This is a genomic window from Bradyrhizobium sp. 27S5 (assembly GCF_037217225.1).
GTDB lineage: Bacteria > Pseudomonadota > Alphaproteobacteria > Rhizobiales > Xanthobacteraceae > Bradyrhizobium > Bradyrhizobium septentrionale.
The window spans coordinates 1,995,206-2,012,932 of record NZ_CP147714.1 but is presented as its reverse complement, the minus strand read 5'-3'; the positions used below and the strand labels follow the sequence as shown (position 1 = coordinate 2,012,932).

At 65.5% G+C, this 17,727-nt stretch carries 16 protein-coding genes and 1 pseudogene; 7 read left to right on the top strand and 10 right to left on the bottom strand.

All coding sequences use genetic code 11. From position 1 onward, the window contains the following. Window positions 1-92 precede the first annotated feature (92 nt). Window positions 93-896 (top strand): enoyl-CoA hydratase, encoded by an 804-nt coding sequence (locus WDM24_RS09525; protein ID WP_338830997.1) that lies wholly within the window; start codon window positions 93-95, stop codon window positions 894-896. 306 nt (window positions 897-1,202) lie between these two features. Here the strand turns inward: WDM24_RS09525 and WDM24_RS09520 are convergent, their stop codons facing one another. The 8 genes and pseudogenes from WDM24_RS09520 to WDM24_RS09485 all read right to left on the bottom strand — a co-directional run bounded on the left by WDM24_RS09520 (window position 1,203) and on the right by WDM24_RS09485 (window position 8,211). After that, window positions 1,203-1,985: an SDR family NAD(P)-dependent oxidoreductase gene (locus WDM24_RS09520; RefSeq protein ID WP_166303475.1), complete on the bottom strand. Its 783-nt coding sequence runs from the start codon at window positions 1,983-1,985 to the stop codon at window positions 1,203-1,205. 86 nt (window positions 1,986-2,071) lie between these two features. Beyond that, window positions 2,072-2,434 (bottom strand): annotated as a pseudogene (locus WDM24_RS09515) (DUF1932 domain-containing protein); the annotation flags it as partial. Then, window positions 2,416-3,291 (bottom strand): ABC transporter substrate-binding protein, encoded by an 876-nt coding sequence (locus tag WDM24_RS09510; protein ID WP_338830995.1) that lies wholly within the window; start codon window positions 3,289-3,291, stop codon window positions 2,416-2,418. The pseudogene WDM24_RS09515 and the gene WDM24_RS09510, both read right to left, overlap by 19 nt. A 19-nt stretch (window positions 3,292-3,310) precedes the next feature. Then, window positions 3,311-4,057 (bottom strand): TetR/AcrR family transcriptional regulator, encoded by a 747-nt coding sequence (locus tag WDM24_RS09505; RefSeq protein WP_338830993.1) that lies wholly within the window; start codon window positions 4,055-4,057, stop codon window positions 3,311-3,313. A gap of 59 nt (window positions 4,058-4,116) precedes the next feature. Beyond that, complete coding sequence (locus WDM24_RS09500; RefSeq protein ID WP_338832357.1) at window positions 4,117-4,995, bottom strand: SMP-30/gluconolactonase/LRE family protein; 879 nt, start codon at window positions 4,993-4,995, stop codon at window positions 4,117-4,119. A gap of 35 nt (window positions 4,996-5,030) precedes the next feature. Beyond that, the gene (locus WDM24_RS09495; protein ID WP_338830992.1) at window positions 5,031-6,101 is read right to left on the bottom strand and encodes an aldose epimerase family protein; all 1,071 of its coding nucleotides are present in this window, start codon (window positions 6,099-6,101) and stop codon (window positions 5,031-5,033) included. 2 nt (window positions 6,102-6,103) lie between these two features. Next, window positions 6,104-7,033, bottom strand: coding sequence for a Gfo/Idh/MocA family oxidoreductase (locus WDM24_RS09490; protein ID WP_338830990.1), 930 nt, complete (start codon window positions 7,031-7,033; stop codon window positions 6,104-6,106). 152 nt (window positions 7,034-7,185) lie between these two features. Next, window positions 7,186-8,211, bottom strand: a complete 1,026-nt coding sequence (locus tag WDM24_RS09485) for a histone deacetylase family protein (protein WP_338830989.1) — start codon at window positions 8,209-8,211, stop codon at window positions 7,186-7,188. 151 nt (window positions 8,212-8,362) lie between these two features. Here WDM24_RS09485 and WDM24_RS09480 point away from each other — a divergent pair, with 151 nt between their 5' ends. Continuing rightward, a complete protein-coding gene (locus WDM24_RS09480; protein ID WP_338830988.1) occupies window positions 8,363-8,974 on the top strand; it encodes a TetR/AcrR family transcriptional regulator in 612 nt (203 codons plus the stop codon). Window positions 8,975-8,977: 3 nt separating this feature from the next. Here WDM24_RS09480 and WDM24_RS09475 read toward each other — a convergent pair whose 3' ends face one another. Next, complete coding sequence (locus tag WDM24_RS09475; protein WP_338830987.1) at window positions 8,978-9,928, bottom strand: fatty acid desaturase; 951 nt, start codon at window positions 9,926-9,928, stop codon at window positions 8,978-8,980. Window positions 9,929-9,943: 15 nt separating this feature from the next. Then, the gene (locus WDM24_RS09470; RefSeq protein WP_338830986.1) at window positions 9,944-10,975 is read right to left on the bottom strand and encodes an alpha/beta fold hydrolase; all 1,032 of its coding nucleotides are present in this window, start codon (window positions 10,973-10,975) and stop codon (window positions 9,944-9,946) included. Window positions 10,976-11,345: 370 nt separating this feature from the next. Between WDM24_RS09470 and WDM24_RS09465 the strand changes: the two genes are divergently transcribed. From WDM24_RS09465 to WDM24_RS09445, 5 genes are all read left to right on the top strand, one after another. Continuing rightward, on the top strand, window positions 11,346-12,683 hold the full coding sequence (locus tag WDM24_RS09465) for an MFS transporter (protein ID WP_338830985.1): 1,338 nt from the start codon (window positions 11,346-11,348) through the stop codon (window positions 12,681-12,683). A 144-nt stretch (window positions 12,684-12,827) separates the two neighbouring features. Continuing rightward, window positions 12,828-13,733: a LysR substrate-binding domain-containing protein gene (locus WDM24_RS09460; protein WP_338697060.1), complete on the top strand. Its 906-nt coding sequence runs from the start codon at window positions 12,828-12,830 to the stop codon at window positions 13,731-13,733. A gap of 125 nt (window positions 13,734-13,858) precedes the next feature. After that, a complete protein-coding gene (gene kdgD, locus WDM24_RS09455; RefSeq protein WP_338830984.1) occupies window positions 13,859-14,800 on the top strand; it encodes a 5-dehydro-4-deoxyglucarate dehydratase in 942 nt (313 codons plus the stop codon). 58 nt (window positions 14,801-14,858) lie between these two features. After that, on the top strand, window positions 14,859-16,214 hold the full coding sequence (gene gudD, locus WDM24_RS09450; protein WP_338830983.1) for a glucarate dehydratase: 1,356 nt from the start codon (window positions 14,859-14,861) through the stop codon (window positions 16,212-16,214). A gap of 17 nt (window positions 16,215-16,231) precedes the next feature. Beyond that, window positions 16,232-17,680 (top strand): aldehyde dehydrogenase family protein, encoded by a 1,449-nt coding sequence (locus WDM24_RS09445; RefSeq protein WP_338830982.1) that lies wholly within the window; start codon window positions 16,232-16,234, stop codon window positions 17,678-17,680. The last annotated feature ends 47 nt before the right edge of the window (window positions 17,681-17,727 follow it).

Here is a 17,727-nt window from a genome sequence, read left to right as displayed (position 1 = left end):
ATGCAATCGCGCCGTGCTCTAAACAGCCTGCCTCGGCTTGCAAGCCGGTGCTAGCTTTGGCCGAAATCAGACCGGACCCTCGGATACCAAACATGTCAGATAAACCGCTTGCCGACGGCAAGATCCTGCAAAGCGTGGTCGATGGCGTCGGCGTCATCACCTTCAACAATCCCGACAAGCGCAACGCGATGTCGCTGGAGATGTGGGAAGGGCTCGGCGAGGCGCTGATCGCGTTGCGCGACGATCCTGATGTCCGCGTCGTGATCCTGGTCGGTGCGGGCGACAAGGCCTTCGTGTCGGGCGCCGATATCAGCCAGTTCGAGAAGACCAGGCACAACGCCGAGGCCTCCGAGGAATATTCACGGCGCAGCGCGGCCCAGCGCGCTTTGCTCGCCGACTATCCGAAGCCGACCATTGCCTGCATCCGCGGCTTCTGCCTCGGCGGCGGCATGCAGGTCGCGATGCTGACCGATATCCGCATCTCCGGCGCCAGCGGCCAGTTCGGCATTCCCGCCGCCAAGCTCGGCATCGCCTATGGCTATGAGGGCTTACGCCATCTGGTGTCGCTGGTCGGCCCGTCGTGGGCGCGGCTGATCATGTATACCGGCATGCGGATCGACGCCACCGAAGCGCTGCGGATCGGCCTCGTCGATCGCGTGCTGCCGGATGCCGAGCTCTGGGACGCGACCATGGAGATCGCGCGCACCATCTCCGGCAACGCGCCGCTGGCGATCAAGGCCGCCAAGATCACCATCGCGCAGGTGCTGAAGGACCCCGCCGATCGCGACATGGCCGCGATCAAGCAGATCGGCATCGACTGCATGGACAGCGCGGATTTCCGCGAGGGCCGCAGCGCCTTCATGGAGAAGCGCAAGCCGCAGTTCAAGGGCCGCTAGCCATCCGGTGTCATCACCCGCGCATGCGGGTGATCCAGTATTCCAGAGGCGGTCGTGCTTGAGCCGATGGGCCGCGGCGTACTGGGTCGCCCGGTTAAACCGGGCGATGACAGGTGAGGATGAGGACGCCACTTGCGTGATTTCTGAATAACGGAATAATACCGCCGATTTGCCCGACATGTCAAGTTGCCGTGTCGAACGCCGGCCGCGGGCTACTTTGCATGGGGTTGTTTTCGATATTTTGGCAATGCGCCCTTGCAACGGCAGGCCGAGGAGTTTCGCTGTGCTCGCGATTGAACCTGCCCTCTACTTCTTCTCGTTGACCGGCACCGTGTAGTTGAGGATCAACCGCCCGCCGTCGGGGTAAATGGTCTGGCCAGTGATGTAGGAGGCATCTTCGCTGGCGAGGAAGGCCACGACGGAAGCGACCTCGCTCGGTTCGCCGCAACGGCCAGCTGGGGTGCGCGACAGCACGCTGCGCCGGGCATCCTCGGACGAGAAGATCGCCGTCGCCACCATCTCGGTCAGGATCGTGCCGGGTCCGACCGCCACGACCCGAATGCCGTGCGGCGCCAGTGCCACCGCGGCCACCGAGGTCAGCTGCTTCATGGCGCCCTTGGACATCGCATAGGTCGCAAGCGAGGGGATCGCAAGCAGCGCATTGACCGAGGACATGTTGACGACGACGCCGCCACCGCCCTGCGCGATCATCTGCCGCGCTGCGGCCTGGACGCCGAAGAACGCGCCCTTGAGGTTGATCCCCATGACGTCGTCGAATTCGGCTTCGCTGATCTCGAGGAAGTCGCGGTTGCGCGCCACGCCCGCATTGTTGACCATGACGTCGAGCCGGCCGAACTCCTTGACCGCCGTAGCGACGATGCGATCGACATCGGCGCGCTTGCTGACGTCGGCTTCGACGGCCCGCAACCGATCCTCATGTCCGAGTTCGTTGGCGGTGTGGACGAGCCCAGCAGCGTCGACATCCGAGATGACGACCCTGGCGCCATCGGACAGGAAACGCGCCGCGCAGGCCTTGCCGATGCCGCGCGCCGCCCCCGTGATGGCGACGACCTTGTCGGAATTCTTCATGGAAGTGCCTCCAGACCAAAACTGTTCAAGGAGCAATAGCGCATCGCGCGTCCGCAGGGAACGCGACGGATTCTCCGCAGCAGGTTTCAGGACTTGATGCGCGCGAGAATTCTATCGGCCTCGGTCCGCCAGTCTGCGCTGCGGGCGAAGTCCGGCGTTCCCTTACGCCCGAACACGCCCTCATCGGCAAGATCGGCGATCCAACCCTGCCGCTCGGCGGTAGCAGACGCAGACCATGGCGCAAGCCCGGCCTCGCGCACGGTCTCCGCCACCTCGCGCACCTCCTCGGCGCGCCGTCGGCCATGCTCGATCACCCGTTGGAAGAAATAGGCGCCCTGCTTCTCCCAATCGATGGCAGGGAAGGTCTCCTTGAGCGAGGCGAGCACCGCATCCTCGACGCCATAGGCGCGTGCGGTGGTAAAGCTCTCGATCACCATCGCCTCCAGTCCCGTGTTGTGTCGTCAAACAGCGCGTCGACCGCGACGCGACGCGGGATCAATGCCTGCTGGACGCAATAGTCGATCATCAGTTCGAGCGGCCTGCGGTTCGCCTCGACGCCGAACGGCACCAGGTCCGGCACGCCGGACGGACCAGCCCTGGCCTTGCCGCGCTTGAGGAGCTCGTAGAGGCTGCGCACCACATCCGGCCGCGATGTCGCGAGCCGCTCTGTCACCACCACCAGATGATTGACCGGCACGACACCATGCCGCGCATACCACCGCGCCGCCTCGCCGGCCGGATCGGCGAACAGCGGCTTGAGCGCGGGATCGCTCGAGGTCTCGCCTAGCACGGCGTCGAGCTCGCCGTCCTTCAGCATCTGGATGATGGTGCTGCCCTTTGGCGCGCGTTCGGTGCGGTCGACATATTCGGCGATATGCGGGTCCTCGAAGGTCACCCAGTCGATGCTGTCAAGGTTGACGCCGTAGTCGTTGGCCAGGATGCCGCGCATCCATGCTCCCGTCGTGGTCGTGAACGAGCGGATGCCGACCCGCTTGCCCTCGAGGTCGGCAGGCGCGAGCGCGCCGCGATCGGCGCGATAGAGCGCGTGACCGTGCTGGAAGCGGCCGACCATCGCTGCCGGCAACAGCACCAGCGGCTTGCCGTGCGCGCGTGCCATCAGATAGGTCACGATGGCCATCTCGCAGACGTCGAACGCCTGCTCGCGCACCATCGGCTTGAACGCGGCGTTGGTCGGCGTGAACTCGATGAAGTCGAGGTCGAACAGCTCCGAGCCCAGCTCACCATCCTTCACGGCCTGGATGTGCGGGTGATTGCCGAGCACGGTGCGGAGCCGAAGTTTCTCCATGGCGATCGCCTCCGCGGGATCAGGTCAGCGCTCGTCCGGGAATTGCACCCGGTGCCTTGCGCGGGGCAGGCGTCGCAGGATCGAGTGGAGGAGCCTGCAGCGCGGCCACCGTCGCGCGGACCAATTCCTCGATGGCGTGGCCGGCGTCGGTGCCGTCGGCGTTGCCGCGCGACAGGCGCGAGACGCGTTCCGGGGTCACCAGCGTGTAGTAGAGCGCGCCGAGCAGGAAGTGGCCGCGCCAGACCAGATCAGTGCGCGGAATATGCGGCAGGCTTTCATGGATCGCATCGATGAAGGCGTGGCTGGTGTCGTCAAAGGTCTGCGCGATGATCTTGCGCACGACCTCGTTCCCTTCGGCCGACATGATCGCGCGCAGCCGCGTGAACCGCGTCCCGCCGCCGGCGAGGTCGCTGCCCGAGGTGAAGGCCGGCAGCACATAGGCGCGCACGATTGCCTCCAGCCGGTCCTGCAAATCGCGCACGCGTCGCGCCGCCGCCAAAAGCTCGGAGCGCCGCCGGTTCATCGGACCACAATGCCGCCGGTAGATTTCCAGCAGCAGGCCGTCCTTGGTTTTGAAGTGATAGGTCACGCTGCCGGGATTGGCGCCTGCCGCCTGCGCGATGTCGCGCACCGAGACGGCGTTGAAGCCGTAGGTCGAGAACAACTCCTCGGCGGCGGCGAGGATCGCCTCGCGCATGTTGGGCTTGCGTGAGCTTGCGGCCTTGACGTCTGCCTTAACGCCAGACTTGGCAGGTTTGCGGACCATATTTGTACTATCGTCCAAATAATCAGGTCGCGTCAACGAGGCGGCCGGCAAGCGCGCGGTCAGGACAGTTTGACGTCGGGCTCGGCTCGGCCGCGCGCGGCCGCGTCGAGCAGGAAGGTCTTGCCATGCCCGGGATCGGCGGCGCGCTGCGCGTCATCCATGTCCTGCCAGGCCGAGGTCACCAGTACGCGTGAGAAGTCACGGCCGACAAAGGCCGGGCAACTCGATTGGCTTGCCGGCACGCGTAGCGAGCGTAGACGCTTGCCCAGTGGATCATAGATGTCGACGCAGCCGCCGCCCCAGCGCGCGTTCCAGATCAGCCCGTCGGCATCGACGATCGCGCCGTCGAGCCCGCCCGTGCCGTGATGCTGGATCAGGACGGCGGGTTGCCCCACCGGCAGTCCGGTCTCGGCATCGAGCGGCACCCGGTACAGCGCATTGCGCGCGGTATCGGCGAAATAGCCGATGTCACCGTGCGGCGAAAAACAGATCGCGTTCGGGATCGTGATGTCTGGATAAAGCTGCGTGATGCGACCGCGGTGCAAGGTGTAGATCGCGCCCGCTCCCTGCTCGGCCTGGCGCCCCATGGTGCCGAGCCAGAATGTTCCGGACGGATGCACGCGCGCGTCGTTGGAGCGCGTCGCCGGGTTGTCGGCCTCGAGCGCAGCGAACAGCTCCATCTGGCCATTGGCGATCTGCCGCACATAGAGCCCGTCGTCGGTGAGGACAAGCTGCCGCTCGCCGTCGATCCGCGCCAACGCGCTCGCCATGTTCGGCAGGTTGTGGATCACGGTCCGCCCACTGGCAAAGCGATGCTCGAACAGGCGACGCTCGCGGATGTCGAACCACCACGCGGTGTCGGTTGACGCATCGTAGGTCGGGCCTTCGCCGAGATGACAGCGCTCGGCCGACAATATCGATGTCGGCACCTCTTCCATCGGCGGCCCGGCGGCACGATCGGTCATGGCATCACTCACACGGTCGAGAATCGATAGATGGCGGTGCGCCGGTAGGTCTGCCCGGGATCGAGCCGCGCCGACGGAAAGTCGGGCCGGTTCGGCGCATCGGGCCAGGCATGCGGCTCGAGACACAGCGCATCGGATTGGCGGTACAGCCGGTTGCCCTTGCCGGCGGTCGAGCCGTCGAGAAAATTGCCGGAATAGAACTGCAGTCCCGGTTGATCGGTGAACAGCTCCATCACGCGGCCGCTGTGCGGCGCCTCGAGGCGCGCGGCGAAACGGGGTCCGGTCCCCTCGGCCAGACAGAAATTGTGGTCATAGCCGCGCCCGAGTTGCAGCTGCTCGTCATTCATCCTGATCCGCGCGCCGATCGCCGTGGGCTTGCGGAAGTCGAACGGCGTGCCGTCGACCGGCCGCGGCGGCCCCTGTAGCGGGATTGCCGTGGCGTCGACCGCGAGGAAATGGTCGGACGCGATCGTAAGGTAATGATCGAGGATCTGCGTGCCGGCGCGCGCGCCGTCGAGATTGAAGAAGCTGTGATTGGTGAGGTTGAGGCAGGTCGGCCGGTCGGTGGTCGCCTGATAGGTCACCGAAAGCTCCATCGGCGCACGCACGCGATAGGTCACCCGCGTCGCCAGATTGCCCGGATAGCCCTCCTCGCCATGCGGGCTGTCGCGCTCCAGCACCAGCGTCGGCTCCGGATCGTCGCTGAGCTCGACGATCTTCCACAGCTTGCGATCAAAGCCCTGCAGCCCGCCATGCAGCGCGTTGGGACCGTTGTTGGCGTCGAGCTGCACCGTTTCGCCATCGAGCATGAAGCGCGCGCCGGCGATCCGGTTGGCGTAACGCCCAACGGTCGCGCCAAAGAATTTGCGCTGCGCGAGATAGCCGTCGAACGCGTCGTGACCGAGCACGATGTCGTCGCACTGTCCGTCGCGATCCGGCGTTACTAGCGCCTGCAGCGTGGCGCCGAAGGGAAGGATGGCGGCCTCAAAGCCGTGCTCGCCGCGCAGCGTCACGCGCTCGACCACGGTACCATCGGGCAACATGCCGAAGGGCGCGCAACTAATTCCGGCCGAAGTCATTGTCAGTCCTCGAACGCCTCGACGAGGCGCCGCCGCCCCAGCATGAAGCTGTCGGCGACGAGCTGCAAGGGCACCAGATCGACGTCGGATTTGCCGTCCGACGTCAGTGCGACGAAGCGGCGATACAGCGCGGGATATTCCTCGTCGGCGGCATCGACGACGAGCATGCTGCCGTCGCGCAGCTGTCTGCCGCCCTTTGACAGCGTCACAAGCCCGGCATCGGTCTCGCAAAGAATGTCCCAGGTCTGCGGACCGGTCTGGCGGAAATCGAATTCGGCACGGATCGGCAAGCCGCTGTCGTCGGAGAGCTCGAGTTCCGCGGCAATCGGCGCTTCCCGATTGGAGGGAAAATCCAGCGTCGCACTCCTGACAAGAAGCGGGCGCGGCAGGATCTCGGTCAGGATCGAGAGCGCGTTGATGCCGGGATCGAACACGCCGAAACCTCCGGCTTCGAAGATCCAGGCCTGGCCCGGATGCCAGACGCGCACGTCCTCCTTCCAGATGATGGTCACCTTGTTGATGGTGCGGCCGGCGAGCAGCTTGCGCGCAGGCCCGACCGCGGGCGCATAACGCGAATGCCAGGTCGCAAACAATGTCCGGCCTGCTTGATGCGCTGCGGCGATCAACGGCGAGAGTTCGGCAACGGTCGCGCCCGGCGGCTTTTCCAGCAGCACGTGCTTGCCCGCAGCGAGGGCGGCCGCGGCCTGCGCGTGACGGATCTGGGGCGGCGTGCACAGCGCGACCGCATCGATCTCCGGCCCGTCGCGCAGCAGTTCATGCAGGTCGCGGAAATGCGGCAGACCCGGTGGCGATTTGACCGGATCGGCGACCGCAACCAGGGCCGCGCCCGAAATCTTCGCGATCGCCGGCACATGCTGCCGGCACGCGATCTCGCCGAAGCCGACAATAGCGATACGCAGCAAGTCGCTCATGCCCGTCCTCGTGTTGTCGGCTGCCCTGATCGGCAAACACCCTCGGCGCAAGACCACAGGTAAGCGCCCAACATTAACCGCACGCTCTTGGTTTGGTTGCAATCCGGAAAATCCGCCACGCCCCGTTGCAAGACCGTTTCTCAAGACCGCGTCTAGCGCGCGGCCTCGAACCCGCCCAGCACGGCCGTCAGATTGGCCCCGAGGATATCGGAGAGATAGCCGCCCTCCTGCACCAGCACCGTCGGCAGACCGAACCGCGCCAGCCCCTCGCCGATGCGGCGGAAGCCGTCGGTGGTGACCGCGAGGCCCGCCAGCGGGTCCTTCTCGGAGGCGTCGAGGCCGAGCGCTACCACCAGCGCGGTCGGTGCGAAGGAGCGGATCGCCCGCTCCGCCGCCGCCAGCGCCTTCATGTAGCCGTCGTCGCCGGTGCCCTTGGCCAGCGGAATGTTGAGATTGGTGCCGAGACCACCTCCGGCACCGCGCTCATGCGCATAGCCCCAGACGTAAGGATAGAAGAACGACGGATCGGCGTGGATCGAGACCGTGAAGACATCCGGCCGTTCGCAGAAGATGCCCTGCGTGCCGTTGCCGTGATGCACGTCGACATCGAGGATCGCGACGCGCTCGTGCTTCTGGCGCAGATGCTCGGCCGCGATGGCGCTGTTGTTGAGGAAGCAGAAGCCGCCGGCGAGATCGCGATAGGCGTGGTGGCCGGGCGGACGGCACAGCGCGTAGACGGCGTCCTCGCCGTCCAGCACCATCTGCGCGGCGGTGACCGCGACGTCGCTGGAGGCGCAGGCGCCGGCCCAGGTACCCGGGCCGATCGGGCAGGCGGTGTCGACCGTGTGCCAGCCGAGCTTGCCAACGATATGCGTGGGATACGTGCCGGCATTGCGCACCGGATGCATGTTGGCGATCATCTCCGGCCCGGCATTGCCGAGCGCGGACCATTCGTCCCAGGCATCCGCAAGAAAGCTCAGATATTCCGGGCTGTGCACCCGCGCCCGCGGCCCCTGCCCGAACTTTGTCGGCTCGATCAGCGTGTGCTTGCCGGCCCTCAGGCCCGCCAGCAGACGGTCGGCGCGCTCGGGCTGCTCGGTGGTGCGCTGGACCACACCGCGGACCAGGAAGAATTGCGGATCATGGCTGCGGTGCAGATCACTGTAGACGGCCTTCACGGGACACTCCTGTTCGATCAGCGGCGGGGCTAAGCCTTGGCTTGCGCGTTGTACACTACCAGCGGCGGCGATGATCTGAAACAGCGCGCGATTTCATGCTATGTCCGCATGCAGTGCAATGATTCAAAGGCGCAGGAAACCGAGCCTGGCCATGGCGAGCAGCAAGGCGGAGACGGAGGATGCGACAACGGGGCGGCGCGGCCGGCCGCGCTCCGCCGCGACCACGGCCGCGATCCTGCAAAGCGCCTATTCGCTGATGGCGACCACTGGCCTTGCCGCCACCACCATCGATGCGATCGCCAAACACTCCAACGTCTCGAAGATGACGATCTACAAATGGTGGCCGTCGCGCGAGGCGTTGCTGATCGATGCCTTCCTCGACCAGGCCTCGCGCGCCGTGCCGTTGCCCGAAACCGGCAATCCGGTCGCTCGCATCCGCCGCCATGTCGCGACCTATGTCGAGGCGCTGCAGGGCGAGTTCGGGCGGGTGCAGCTCGCGGTGATCTCGGAATGCATCTCCAAGACCGGCGCAGCGGAGCTGTTCTACGAGCGCTATCTCGGTCTGCGTCGCAGCAGGATGCTGGAGATCATCACCGCCGGCCAGAAGGACGGCAGCATCGGCGCGCCGGGTGTGCCCGGCGATATCTATGACGCGATCTATGGCAGCCTGTTCTATCGCTACGTCTTCGGCATCAAGCCGTTGACCCCGGCCTATGCCCGCAATCTCGTCAATCTGGTGCTGCGGCCGCGCGCCGACACGTGAATATCAAGCAGAGCGCTGCCGCTGACGGCGGAACCAGGCCCAGGTCTCGCGCGTCACGGCGCGGTAGTTGCGGCCGCGATACACGATATGGCCATCGACGATGGCGTTCAGTTTCGGCAGCGCATGGAATGGCACCGTCGGATAGGCATGGTGCTCGACATGGTAAGGCATGTTCCACGCGAACCATTTCATGATCCGGCCTGTCATCGTGGTGCGCGTGTTCTCGAACGCACTCCGCGTCCGCTCGCACCCGGTGTGCTCGGCATAGAGATAGGGACGCAGGACGAACTGACCGGCCAGCAGCGGCACGATCCACACCCAGAGCAGGATCGCGCTGTGCAGCGCGAGTGATGCCACCAGCAACAGCAGATAGCCCGCGAGATAGAGTCTCGCTTCCCGCACGATCGCCGCCCGCTTGTGCTCCGGAATCCACGGCACGGTCACCTTGCCGGTGAGCGCGTGCCGCAACATCAGGCGGATGCGCACCAATACCTGCAGCAGGCCGGAATAGGCGATCGCGAGCTGGGTGTCCGACGCGGGCTTGGGACCGACGATCAGCTCCGGGTCCTTCTCCGGATCCTGGGTGTAGCGATGATGGTCCCAGTGGAACAGGCAGTAATATTGGTAGGGCAATCCGATCATGAAGGCGGACAGATTGCCGACCGCCAGATTGAGCGCGTGACTGCGGAACGCCGTCTTGTGCGCGGTCTCATGCACCACCATGAACAGGAACGCGACGAAGTAACCCTGGATGGCAATTAGCGGCACCGCCCACGGCAAACCGTAGCGCGACGAGGCCAACGAGATCAGCGCACCGACCACAACGATCATACCGTAATGGCTCGCCGCGCGCACCGCGCCGGCAAGGTTCGACTTGGTCGACAGGTCGCGGAGGATCAGCGGGCTGAGCGGCTTCAGGCGAGGTCCGGCATCACTAGTCTCTGCGGTGCTCATGGTCGGTCTCACATGTCAGCGTTGCAGCAACGCCGAGATCTCGGCGTTGATGAAGGCGCGGTCTACGGCGTTGTTGACCGGATTGCCGGCGCGGTGGCCGTGGATCGACGGAATCGCATGCAGCGCCGCGGAGCGCGCGTTGACCAGGCGGCCGAGCTCGTCCTCGTTGTCGCGTGGATCGAAATAGCGATCGGTACGCCCTGGCATCAGCAGAATGTGCGCCTTGATCGCCGCCAGCGCCCGGTCGAAGTCGCCACCGAATTCATCGCAGCGGCTGATGTCACCGGCTTGCCAGATCGCGATCTGCGCCAGCAGATCATTGGCATCGCGCCGCGCGAAGGCGCCGTCCCACGATCCCGCGAGGTAGTCCTCCAATGAGTTGAAGCCGGCCTCGCGCCAGACCTCCTCGCGATAGAATTCATGCGACATCGCCCAGCCGGCATAGACGCGCCCCATCGCGCGCAGGCCCGCCGCAGGCTTGCTGACGAAGCGGCCGTCCCGATAGGCCGGATCGGAGGTCAGCGCGGCCTTCACCCCCTCGAGGAACATATGGTTATACGGCGAACACCGCGCGCTGCCGCAGACCACGGCTGCGCGCTCCACCATGTCGGGATAGCGCGCGGCCCAATGATAGGCCTGCATGCCGCCCATCGACCAGCCGTACACCAGCGCGAGCTTCGTCACGCCAAACCGCTCGACCAGCAGCCGCCGCTGGACGGCGACCGCATCATGATAGGTGAAGGCTGGAAACGGCGCGCCGCCGAGCACCTCGCCCGAATTCGAGGGCGAGGACGACAGGCCATTGCCGAACAGATTCGCGATGACGATGAAGTAACGCTCGGGATCGAGCGCCCCGCCCGGCTGCACCAGCCATTCGATGTCGCAATGCTGGGCGGCGAACGACGTCGGATAGAGGATGACGTTGTCCTCGGCCGCGTTGAGCGTGCCGTAGGTCTTGTAGGCCAGCCTCAGCTGCGGAAACACGGCGCCGCCCTGCAGGGTCACGTCACCGGCCTCGAACACCTCATAGTCGCGTGGCGTGGTCATGCGCATTCGACCTCAAGTATGCAGGCGCGACGCTGCGCCCTCAATAACTGTACTGTCAGTACATTAATTGACTGATCTTGGCAAGGCGTCATCCTGAGGTGCGAGCGGAGCGAGCCTCGAAGGATGGGCAGCGAACGCCCGTGGCGATCCTTCGAGGCTTCGCCTTGCGATGCGACCGCATCGCAAAGCTCGCACCTGCAGCGACAACCGCAAAGCCGTTGCGCCGGGATGACGGCGGCGCAGGTGGCGGTGGCATCGCACCGGGCCGATCCATTCAAAATCGGTATGGATCAATACCCGTTTCGGCTTGGACCCATTGCCGTCATCTCTCTAGGACTGCCCCCGAGGAAATTTTTTCAAGGAGGCGCTAATGAGCGCGATTGTGTCCGCTGCGGACGCGCGGCGATCCCGCGTCCGGCTTCTGATCGTGACGATGCTGTTTCTCGTCACCACCGTGAACTATGCCGATCGCGCCACGCTCTCGATCGCCGGCCCCGCGCTCTCCAAGGAACTGCATCTCGACCCCGTCGCGATGGGTTACGTATTCTCGGCCTTTGGCTGGTCCTATGTGATCGCCCAGGTGCCGTGCGGCTGGCTGCTCGACCGCTTCGGCTCGAAGTGGGTCTATGCGATCAGCATCATCGTCTGGTCGATCTTCACCGCGCTGCAGGGCCTGGTCGGGTTTCTCTCAGCGGGCGCGGCCGTGGGCCTGCTGTTCGCACTGCGCTTTCTGGTCGGCTTCGCCGAAGCGCCATCGTTCCCGGCCAATGCCCGCATCGTCGCGGCCTGGTTCCCCGGCAATGAGCGCGGCACCGCATCGGCCTTCTTCAACTCCGGGCAGTATTTCGCGACCGTGATCTTCGCGCCGCTGATGGGCTGGATCGCGCACGAATACGGCTGGCGCCACGTGTTCTACGTGATGGGCGGGCTCGGCATCGTCATGGGCATCGCCTGGATCAAGACGATCCACGAGCCGAAGGAGCATCCCGCGATCAACGAGGCCGAGTTCGACTACATCAAAGAGGGCGGCGCGCTGGTCGACATGGACGCGGCGAAGGACGGTAAAAAGCACGACAGCGGCCCCAGCTGGGACCACATCCGCCAGTTGCTCGCCAACCGCATGATGCTCGGCGTCTATATCGGCCAGTATTGCATCAACACGCTGACTTATTTCTTCCTGACCTGGTTCCCGGTCTATCTGGTCAAGGAGCGCGGGCTCTCGATCCTGCAAGCCGGCTTCGTCGCGACGTTGCCGGCGCTGTGCGGCTTCATCGGCGGCGTGCTCGGCGGCGTGATCTCGGACTACCTGCTGCGCCGCACCGGCTCACTGACCATCGCGCGCAAGATCCCGATCGTCGGCGGCATGCTGCTGTCGATGTCGATCATCGCCTGCAACTACGTCGACGGCCAGGCGCTGGTGGTCGGCTTCATGGCGCTGGCCTTCTTCGGCAAGGGCATCGGCGCGCTCGGCTGGGCCGTGGTCTCGGATACCTCGCCGAAGGAAGCCGGCGGCATCTCCGGCGGCTTGTTCAACACCTTCGGGAACCTGTCCTCGATCACCACGCCGATCATCATCGGCTACATCCTGGCCGCCACCGGCTCGTTCAACGGCGCGCTGGTGTTCGTCGGCGCCAACGCGCTGGTCGCGGCGATCGCCTACCTCTTCATCGTCGGCGAGATCAAGCGGGTGCAGCTGAAGGCGGCGTGAGGCAAGTCCGGCGCAATAGGGCCGCCGCGAGAATAACGACACATCAACGGCGGCTTCGGCCGCCGTCTTTGTCTTCTTGGCCAGTGGGAGGCATCGATGCTAGAACGTACAAATCCTCGAACGATCCATTCCAGGCTAGCATCGATGTTCGACCTGAACCAGCTCCGCTGTTTCGTCACGGTGGCCGAGGAATTGCACTTCGGCCGCGCCGCCGCGCGGCTCAACATGACCCAACCGCCGCTGAGCCGGCAGATCCAGGTGCTCGAGCACATCATCGACGCGCCGCTGCTGGAGCGCACCAGCCGCTCGGTGCGGTTGACGCCGGCGGGACGCAGCTTTTTGCCGGAGGCGCGGCGTATCCTCAAACTCGCAGAGTCCGCTTCGCAGGTCGCCCGGCGCATCGCGCTCGGCAAGACCGGCTCGCTCAAGATCGGCTTTACGGCCGCGGCCGCCTATGGCTTCCTGCCCGACCTGATCGCGGCCGCCCGCTCACGCCTGCCGGAGGTCGATTTTTCCCTTAAGGAAATGGTCTCCGGCGATCAGTTCGAGGCGCTGACCACCGGCCAGATCGATGCCGGCCTGCTGCGCCCGCCGATCGCGCGGCCGGAATTCGCCAGCCGGCGCGTCGTGGCCGAGCCGCTGCTTGCGGCGATCCCGAAAAAGCATCCGCTGGCCGCGGCCGAGACCGTCAGCATCAAGGATTTCGACGACCAGCCCTTCGTGATGTATTCGCCCTATGAAGCGCGCTACTTCCACGATCTGCTGGTCTCGATGTTCACCCGCGCCGACGTGCTGCCGCGCTATGTCCAGCATCTCAGCCAGATCCACTCGATCCTCGCCATGGTGCGCGCCGGGCTCGGCGTCGCGATCGTGCCGGAAGCGGCCGCGAGCCTAAAAATCGCGGATGTCCGGCTGAAGCCGCTGAAGCTGCGCACGCCGGTGCCGGTCGAGCTGTTCATGGTATGGCGGCGCGATCACGAGAACCAGCTGCTGCCGGCATTGATCGAGATCGCCACCGAAATCGCTGGCCCGCATCTGCGCGGCGATTGATGCAGATTGTGCATCGCTCGATACCGCGTTTGGCTTGGACGCGCATCGAACGATTTCCTAGAAATCTCGCCATGGACGCGCGCTGCTCGCGGATCCGTTCCCAACAGCATTTTAGGAGTGGTGCCATGAGCAAGATGACCCCTCAGGAGATGGCCGCGAGAATCGGTGGCGGCCTCCTGTCCTTCCCCGTGACCCCGTTCAACGCGGACCATTCGTTCGACGAGGCGACCTATCGCGCCAATATGGACTGGCTGTGCGGCTATGACGTCGCCGGCCTGTTCGCCGCCGGCGGCACCGGCGAGTTCTTCTCGCTGACGCCATCCGAAGTTCCGCAGGTCGTGAAGGTCGCGGTCGAGGAGACCAAGGGCCGCGTTCCCGTGCTGGCCGGCACCGGCTACGGCACCGCGATCGCGCGCGAGATCGCGATCGGCGCCGAGAAGGCGGGCGCCGACGGGTTGCTGCTGCTGCCGCCTTATTTGACACATGCCGAGCAGGACGGCCTCGCCGCGCATGTCGAGGCGGTGTGCGCGTCGGTCAAAATCGGCGTCATCGTCTACAACCGCGACAATGCGATCCTGCAGCCCGATACGTTGGCGCGCCTGTGCGAGCGCTGCCCGAACCTGGTCGGCTACAAGGACGGCATCGGCGACATCGAGCTGATGACCCGCGTCTACACCCGGCTCGGCGACCGCCTGACCTATATCGGCGGGCTCCCCACGGCGGAAACCTTTGCGCTGCCCTATTTCGACATGGGCGTGACCACCTATTCGTCGGCGGTGTTCAACTTCGTGCCGGAATTCGCCACCAATTTCTACGCCGCAGTGCGCCGGCGCGATCATCAGACCATCCATGCAGGGTTGAAGGATTTCATCCTGCCGCTGATCGCGATACGCAACCGCAAGAAGGGCTATGCGGTCTCGATCATCAAGGCCGGCATGAAGGTGATCGGCCGCGATTCCGGCCCGGTGCGGCCGCCGCTCACCGATCTCACCGAGCAGGAGGTCGCCGAGCTCGCGGCGCTGGTGGCCAAGCTGCCGCAGGCCGCGACCCAGCAGGCAGCAGAGTAGGCCGAACGGCCCAAGAAACCGGAACAAGACAGCGGAAAGAACACAAAGGGAGGAGCAGATGATTCAAGACACGATCCGCACCGGCTTTGCCGGCGCCCCCGTCGTCACGGCGATGGAGGTGATCCCGGTTGCCGGCCGCGACGGCATGCTCCTCAATCTGAGCGGCGCGCATGCGCCGTTCTTCACCCGCAACCTCGTCATCCTCACTGACAACTCCGGCCACACCGGCGTCGGCGAGGTGCCGGGCGGCGAGAAGATCCGCAAGACGCTCGAGGACGCACGCGACCTCGTCGTCGGCCAGACCATCGGCGCCTGCAACAACATCCTGGCGTCGATGCGCCAGACCTTTGCCGACCGCGACGCCGGCGGCCGCGGCAAGCAGACGTTTGACCTGCGCATCACCATTCACGCGGTCACCGCGGTGGAATCCGCGTTGCTCGATCTGCTCGGCCAGCATCTCAATCTCCCGGTCGCGGCGCTGCTCGGCGAAGGCCAGCAGCGCAAGAGCGTCGAGACGCTCGGCTATCTCTTCTTTGTCGGCGATCGCAGCAAGACCAACCTGCCTTACGTCGAAGGCGAGACCGGCAAGGCGGATTGGTTCAACCTGCGCCACCAGGTTGCGCTGACGCCGGACGCGATCGTGCGCCTCGCCGAGGCCACGCAGGCGCATTACGGCTTCGCCGATTTCAAGCTCAAGGGCGGCGTGCTCGCCGGCGAAGAGGAGATCGAGGCCGTCACCGCGATCGCAAAACGCTTTCCGAACGCGCGCGTCACGCTCGACCCGAACGGCGCCTGGTCGCTCGACGAGGCGATCGGGCTCTGCAGCAACATGGGTGGCGTGCTCGCCTATGCCGAGGATCCCTGCGGCGCCGAGGCCGGTTTCTCCGGCCGTGAGATCATGGCCGAGTTCCGCCGCGCCACCGGGCTGCCAACCGCAACCAACATGATCGCGACCGACTGGCGCCAGCTCTCCCACGCGCTGCGCCTCGGCGCAGTCGACATTCCGCTGGCCGATCCGCATTTCTGGACCATGCAGGGCTCGGTGCGGGTGGCGCAGACCTGCCGCGACAACGGCCTGACCTGGGGCTCGCACTCCAACAACCATTTCGACATTTCGCTGGCGATGTTCACCCATGTCGGCGCCGCCGCGCCCGGCAAGGTGACCGCGATCGACACCCACTGGATCTGGCAAGATGGCCAGGCGTTGACCAAAGAGCCCCTTCAGATCAAGGGCGGCAAGATCGCGATCCCGGATCGGCCGGGTCTCGGCATCGAGGTCGATCGCGGTGCCATTGAAGCTGCGAACGCGCTATACAAGCAGCATGGCCTCGGCGCCCGCGACGACGCGCTGGCCATGCAGTTCCTGATCCCCGGCTGGGCCTTCGACGACAAGCGTCCCTGCCTCGTGCGCTAAAAAGAAAGGTTGGAAGCATGGCCGCTCACCAGAAGAACTTCATCGCCGGCGAATGGGTCGACGGAACAGGCATCACGCGGGACATCAATCCCTCCAACACCGGCGATGTGGTCGGCGAATACGCCAAGGCCGACAAGGCGCAGACCGAAAAGGCGATCGCCGCGGCAAAGGCCGCCTTCCCGGCCTGGGCGCGCTCGACACCGCAGGAGCGCTTTGACGCGCTGACCAGGATCTCGGTCGAAATCCTCGCCCGCAAGGAAGAGCTCGGCCGCCTGCTCGCGCGCGAGGAAGGCAAGACGCTGCCGGAAGGCATCGGCGAGGTGGCACGCGCCGGGCAGATCTTTGCGTTCTTCGCCGGCGAAGCGCTGCGGCTGATCGGCGAGAAGGGCGCATCGGTTCGTCCGGGCCTCGACGTCGAGATCACCCGCGAACCGGTCGGCGTCGTCGGCATGATCACACCGTGGAATTTTCCGATCGCGATCCCGGCCTGGAAGATCGCGCCCGCGCTCTCCTACGGCAACAGCGTAGTGTTCAAGCCGGCCGAGCTGGTGCCGGGCTCGGCGCATGCGCTGTCCGAGATCATCGCGCGCTCCGGCATTCCGGCAGGGGTCTTCAACCTCGTGGTCGGCTCGGGCTCGGTGGTCGGCCAGACCCTGCTCGAACATCCCGACGTCGCCGCGATCTCATTCACCGGCTCGGTTCAGACCGGCCGCAAGATCGCGCAGGCCTGCGTGGTCTCCAACCCCATGAAGAAGTTCCAGCTCGAGATGGGCGGCAAGAACCCGCTGGTCGTGCTTGACGACGCCGACCTCAAGGTCGCGGTCGAGGTCGCCGTCAACGGCGCCTATTTCTCGACCGGCCAGCGCTGCACCGCGTCCTCGCGCCTGATCGTCACCGCAGGGATTCACGACCGCTTCGTCGCCGCGATGACCGAGCGGATGAAGGGGCTCTCGGTGGATGACGCGCTGAAGAGCGGCGTGCATGTCGGCCCGGTCGTCGACCAGAGCCAGCTCGACCAGGACCTCCGTTATATCAAGATCGGCCAGGATGAGGGCGCCCGCCTGCATTGGGGCGGCGAGTTGTTGAACCGCGAGACGCCCGGCTTCTATCTGCAGCCGGCGCTGTTCACCGAAGCCACCAACACCATGCGCATCGCCCGCGAGGAGATCTTCGGCCCGGTCGCCTGCGTGATCCGCGCCAAGGATTATGAGGAGGCGCTCGCGATCTCCAACGACACCGAGTTCGGCCTCGCCTCGGGCATCTGCACGTCAAGCCTGAAATACGCCTCGCATTACAAGCGCAACAGCGAGGCCGGCATGGTGATGGTCAATCTGCCGACCGCCGGCGTCGACTATCACGTGCCATTCGGCGGCCGCAAAGGCTCGAGCTACGGCGCGCGCGAACAGGGCGCCTATGCCCGCGAGTTCTACACCACGGTGAAGACGGCTTATACGTTCCCGGGGTGAAATTAGATCGCACCTCGTAGGTGCTTCGCCGCCTCTCCCGCTTGCGG

Coding starts and splice junctions, on each gene's coding strand:
- WDM24_RS09525 (WP_338830997.1), top strand. CDS start 93: ATGTCAGATAAACCGCTTGCCGACGGCAAGATCCTGCAAAGCGTGGTC.
- WDM24_RS09520 (WP_166303475.1), bottom strand. CDS start 1,985: ATGAAGAATTCCGACAAGGTCGTCGCCATCACGGGGGCGGCGCGCGGC.
- WDM24_RS09510 (WP_338830995.1), bottom strand. CDS start 3,291: ATGGAGAAACTTCGGCTCCGCACCGTGCTCGGCAATCACCCGCACATC.
- WDM24_RS09505 (WP_338830993.1), bottom strand. CDS start 4,057: ATGGTCCGCAAACCTGCCAAGTCTGGCGTTAAGGCAGACGTCAAGGCC.
- WDM24_RS09500 (WP_338832357.1), bottom strand. CDS start 4,995: ATGGAAGAGGTGCCGACATCGATATTGTCGGCCGAGCGCTGTCATCTC.
- WDM24_RS09495 (WP_338830992.1), bottom strand. CDS start 6,101: ATGACTTCGGCCGGAATTAGTTGCGCGCCCTTCGGCATGTTGCCCGAT.
- WDM24_RS09490 (WP_338830990.1), bottom strand. CDS start 7,033: ATGAGCGACTTGCTGCGTATCGCTATTGTCGGCTTCGGCGAGATCGCG.
- WDM24_RS09480 (WP_338830988.1), top strand. CDS start 8,363: ATGGCGAGCAGCAAGGCGGAGACGGAGGATGCGACAACGGGGCGGCGC.
- WDM24_RS09475 (WP_338830987.1), bottom strand. CDS start 9,928: ATGAGCACCGCAGAGACTAGTGATGCCGGACCTCGCCTGAAGCCGCTC.
- WDM24_RS09470 (WP_338830986.1), bottom strand. CDS start 10,975: ATGACCACGCCACGCGACTATGAGGTGTTCGAGGCCGGTGACGTGACC.
- WDM24_RS09465 (WP_338830985.1), top strand. CDS start 11,346: ATGAGCGCGATTGTGTCCGCTGCGGACGCGCGGCGATCCCGCGTCCGG.
- WDM24_RS09460 (WP_338697060.1), top strand. CDS start 12,828: ATGTTCGACCTGAACCAGCTCCGCTGTTTCGTCACGGTGGCCGAGGAA.
- kdgD (WP_338830984.1), top strand. CDS start 13,859: ATGAGCAAGATGACCCCTCAGGAGATGGCCGCGAGAATCGGTGGCGGC.
- gudD (WP_338830983.1), top strand. CDS start 14,859: ATGATTCAAGACACGATCCGCACCGGCTTTGCCGGCGCCCCCGTCGTC.
- WDM24_RS09445 (WP_338830982.1), top strand. CDS start 16,232: ATGGCCGCTCACCAGAAGAACTTCATCGCCGGCGAATGGGTCGACGGA.